At 36.7% G+C, this 3543-nt stretch carries 2 protein-coding genes and 1 tRNA gene; 2 read left to right on the forward strand and 1 reads right to left on the reverse strand.

From position 1 onward, the window contains the following. Positions 1-113: 113 nt before the first annotated feature. Positions 114-198, forward strand: a tRNA-Tyr gene (locus tag F580_RS0123565). 7 nt (positions 199-205) lie between these two features. Here F580_RS0123565 and F580_RS0123570 read toward each other — a convergent pair. Continuing rightward, positions 206-1810 carry a response regulator gene (locus F580_RS0123570; RefSeq protein ID WP_019030223.1) on the reverse strand — a complete coding sequence of 535 codons (1605 nt, stop codon included), beginning with the start codon at positions 1808-1810 and terminating at the stop codon, positions 206-208. A 92-nt stretch (positions 1811-1902) separates the two neighbouring features. Between F580_RS0123570 and F580_RS0123575 the strand changes: the two genes are divergently transcribed. After that, positions 1903-3153: a DEAD/DEAH box helicase gene (locus F580_RS0123575; RefSeq protein WP_019030224.1), complete on the forward strand. Its 1251-nt coding sequence runs from the start codon at positions 1903-1905 to the stop codon at positions 3151-3153. Positions 3154-3543: the final 390 nt, after the last annotated feature.

Genomic DNA, 3543 nt, shown 5'->3' on the forward strand with positions numbered 1-3543 from the left:
CGCAACAGCGCCGATGGTAGTGTGACTTAGGTTACGATAAGCCCATGTTAGAGCGTAGCGGGACATTGCTAGACTTCTAATTCCATCAGCTTTAGTTGATGAAATGGCCCCGTGGAGGGGTTCCCGAGTGGCCAAAGGGATCAGACTGTAAATCTGACGGCTCAGCCTTCGGTGGTTCGAATCCACCTCCCTCCACCATATTCCGTTAGGAAGAAATAATACCAGCAATTAGCTGGTATTTTTTTTGCATTTTTTTCAGTCTTTCCTGATCTGTAGGATTAAGTTTTACGTGGGCTAAATTGAGTAAATGTTCTTTTACTTGTCGCAGAACTGTTTCCGATTTTCCATTTTCTTCATATAAAACTAACAACACTTGTATAAGGTTCAGCTTAATCCCCGTGTGTTTTGGGAACATAGTTGAAGCACCTTTAAATTTCTCAATGGCCTCAAGGTAGTTACCTTTCGAATATAAAGCTAAACCAATGTCTATATTAGCCTGTGCTTTATCATTTAGACTTACTGTCGGTTTAGCTGATTTCACATCTTCATTCCCTTCACTTACAATAAGTATCTGTGATGCAAGATTATTCTTGTTCAATTTCTTTAAAATAACAGATATATCGTTAAGTTTTTCCATAGCAATATTATTTTGAGCTCTAGCTAGTAACTTTTCACCAAGCTTAATTTCATCATTTGCTAACTTTTGTTCTTTGGAAACCTTATATAGACATGCTCCAAGAAAATGAGACTGTATTTTAATGTCAGTTTCTTTAAAGTCTCGGATCATTTTTTTTAAATAGCTTTGACCTTTGTTACTTATCTTTTTTGCATCTACTAAAGGCAGTGATGGTGCGTATTCCACTAAAGCCTGTACATATTTTATGGTATTTTCTGCACAGTGGTGTATAGAGTTATGCGCAAGTAGATAAGTACTCTCGTAAGCTGCTGTTGCTTTATCAAAGTGTTTGTTATTTTGACAGAGGAGTGCATATTTTTTGAGTCTTGTTAAAGACCTTGGTGATATGGCTATCGCTTGTTCTAAGGTCTCCTCAGCAAATAAAAAGTGGAATTGTGCTTCGTAAGTGATAGCAAGCCAATCATAGCTACATAAATAAAGCGGGTAATCCTTTATTAATAATTTAAATAACTTCTCAGCTTGTGCTAATTTATTTTCATGTAAAGCAACTTTACCAAGACCAATAGTCGCCCACTGGCAATTTACGGAGTGCTGATGAGCTTTATAGATTTCTTTAGCTTGTTCGAACTGTTGTAATTCAAAATATTGTCTTGAAATTATCCCTAAACATTCCATTCTATAAGGAGTGTTTATAGATAATGCATACTTACAACGATCAATAACCAGTAATGGGTTGTTATCATCCAGTGCTTGATAGATCTTCCCCATGGCCTTTTTCTTCTGCAGGCAATTATGTAATCGTTTGTCTAAATCTTTCAGTGAATAAGGCTTACACAAATAATGATCTGGCTTATGCTCCAGTGCAGCAAGTACCATTGACTGTGAAATTTCCGCAGTTATTAATATGATGATACAATGACGGTTTATATAACTATTTACCCTTAACTCTTCAAGAATCTGTTGGCCATTCTTTTGATTCTCACCTAGGTCATACCCTAATAAAATCACATCATAGCTCTTCTGTTGACATATTGAAGCGACGTCTTGTGCATAGTGAGTACTATCAACTTGTTTCGCTGTTAAGCGCATAACATATTGTTTAAGGATTTCTTGTGAGGGCTTAATATTATCAACAATCAAGAAACGCATATTTTGACAAGGAAAATTTTCCATAACGACCTTAGTGCTAAAAACTTTAATAACAGGGATAGGTATACATTTCTTCTGGTACAATTAACTAACTCATAAATCTACTGGTTATACGCATGAATTTTTCTTCTTTTTCCCTACACCCAATGCTGCTTAAAGCTATAACTGAATCAGCTTATGATGAACCAACAGATATCCAAAAGCAAAGTATCCCTCTAATATTAGCTAATCATGATGTTATGGCAAGAGCACAAACCGGTACGGGTAAAACAGCTGCGTTTGCACTGCCAATATTACAGAAGATTATTACCTTACAACCTACGTTGCAAAAGTTAAGAGTATTAGTGTTAACACCAACACGAGAACTAGCTCAACAGGTTTACAAAAGTTTTAGCACTTATGGCCAGTTTACTGATGTTAAAATTGGTATAGCTTACGGGGGGGTGAGTACAAAAAAACAAATAACTGAATTAGAAGCAGGAATCGATATATTGGTTGCGACCCCAGGAAGATTGCTCGATCTTCTTCAAAGTGAACACTTAACTTTAGATAATATACAAACATTAGTTTTCGATGAAGCTGACCGTATGCTAGATATGGGTTTCAAAGATGAAATTAATAGAATTACTCAACGTATACCGCAAGGCAAACAAACTTTGTTATTCTCAGCCACTTTTGCCGATGAAATATACCAAATGAGTAAAAGTATTTTAGTCGACCCTAAAATTGTAGAAATAGATGATAAGAATAAAGTCGCAGAAGATGTCGAACAAATTGTCTACGGCGTTGATGCTGATCGTAAAAGAGAACTAACATCATATTTGATTGGTTCTAAGAACTGGAAACAGGTGTTGGTATTCACTCGCACTAAACAGTGTGCAGATGAATTAGCGAAAGAAATGACCAAAGATGGTGTTAAGTCGTTGGCAATACATGGCGACAAATCCCAAGGAGCGCGTGAAAAAGCACTAAATGAGTTTAAAGAAGGGAAGGTGAGAGCATTAATAGCAACTGATGTAGCAGCACGAGGAATCGATATCAAAGGCTTAAGTCATGTTATCAATTATGAACTTCCTTATAACGCAGAAGATTATGTTCATCGAATAGGGCGAACTGCGAGGGCTGGTAATTCAGGGGTAGCGGTATCGTTAGTTAGTACGGGGGAAGAGTGGTTGCTAAAAGCCATTGAAGAGTTACTTGATATTAGTTTATTACAGCAGTGGTTACCTGGCTATGAACCCGATTTAACAAAAATCTCTAAATCAGATAAAAAACCAATGAGTAAAAAAAATGCGAGAAATAATGCATTATCGACAGGAAGTAGGTCGAGTAAAAGAGGGAGTCACTCAAGAGGGAAAAGGAGATAGTTGTCAGGATTCTTTATTACTGACACCTTTCTGACCGCTATTGTAACGGATAATAAGCAAATAGTGGGATTTATGACCGAACAGTCATAAAGTTTAAATTAACCCTTGTACTTAACTTAAAACGCTCTACAATGCGCTCCAGTTCCAAGGGGTTCAGGTGAAAACCATGACCAACTGGACGTTTTGATAAGTTATCTACTTCCTTTTAAGGATAATCAGTTAACTTAACGTTTAGTTTTAAAGTATTTCAAAGTAACTTAAAATAAACATTGACATCAAAACTAGGGAGCGTATCATACGCCACCTGCTTCGGGCAAACGGCAACGTTAGCAAGGAGCGAAGGTACTTAGCGAATGCGACTAAGACCTCTTTTCTTTAACAATTAGTTAT

This window comes from Colwellia piezophila ATCC BAA-637 (assembly GCF_000378625.1).
Lineage (GTDB): Bacteria > Pseudomonadota > Gammaproteobacteria > Enterobacterales > Alteromonadaceae > Colwellia > Colwellia piezophila.

Coding starts and splice junctions, on each gene's coding strand:
- F580_RS0123575 (WP_019030224.1), top strand. CDS start 1,903: ATGAATTTTTCTTCTTTTTCCCTACACCCAATGCTGCTTAAAGCTATA.
- F580_RS0123570 (WP_019030223.1), bottom strand. CDS start 1,810: ATGGAAAATTTTCCTTGTCAAAATATGCGTTTCTTGATTGTTGATAAT.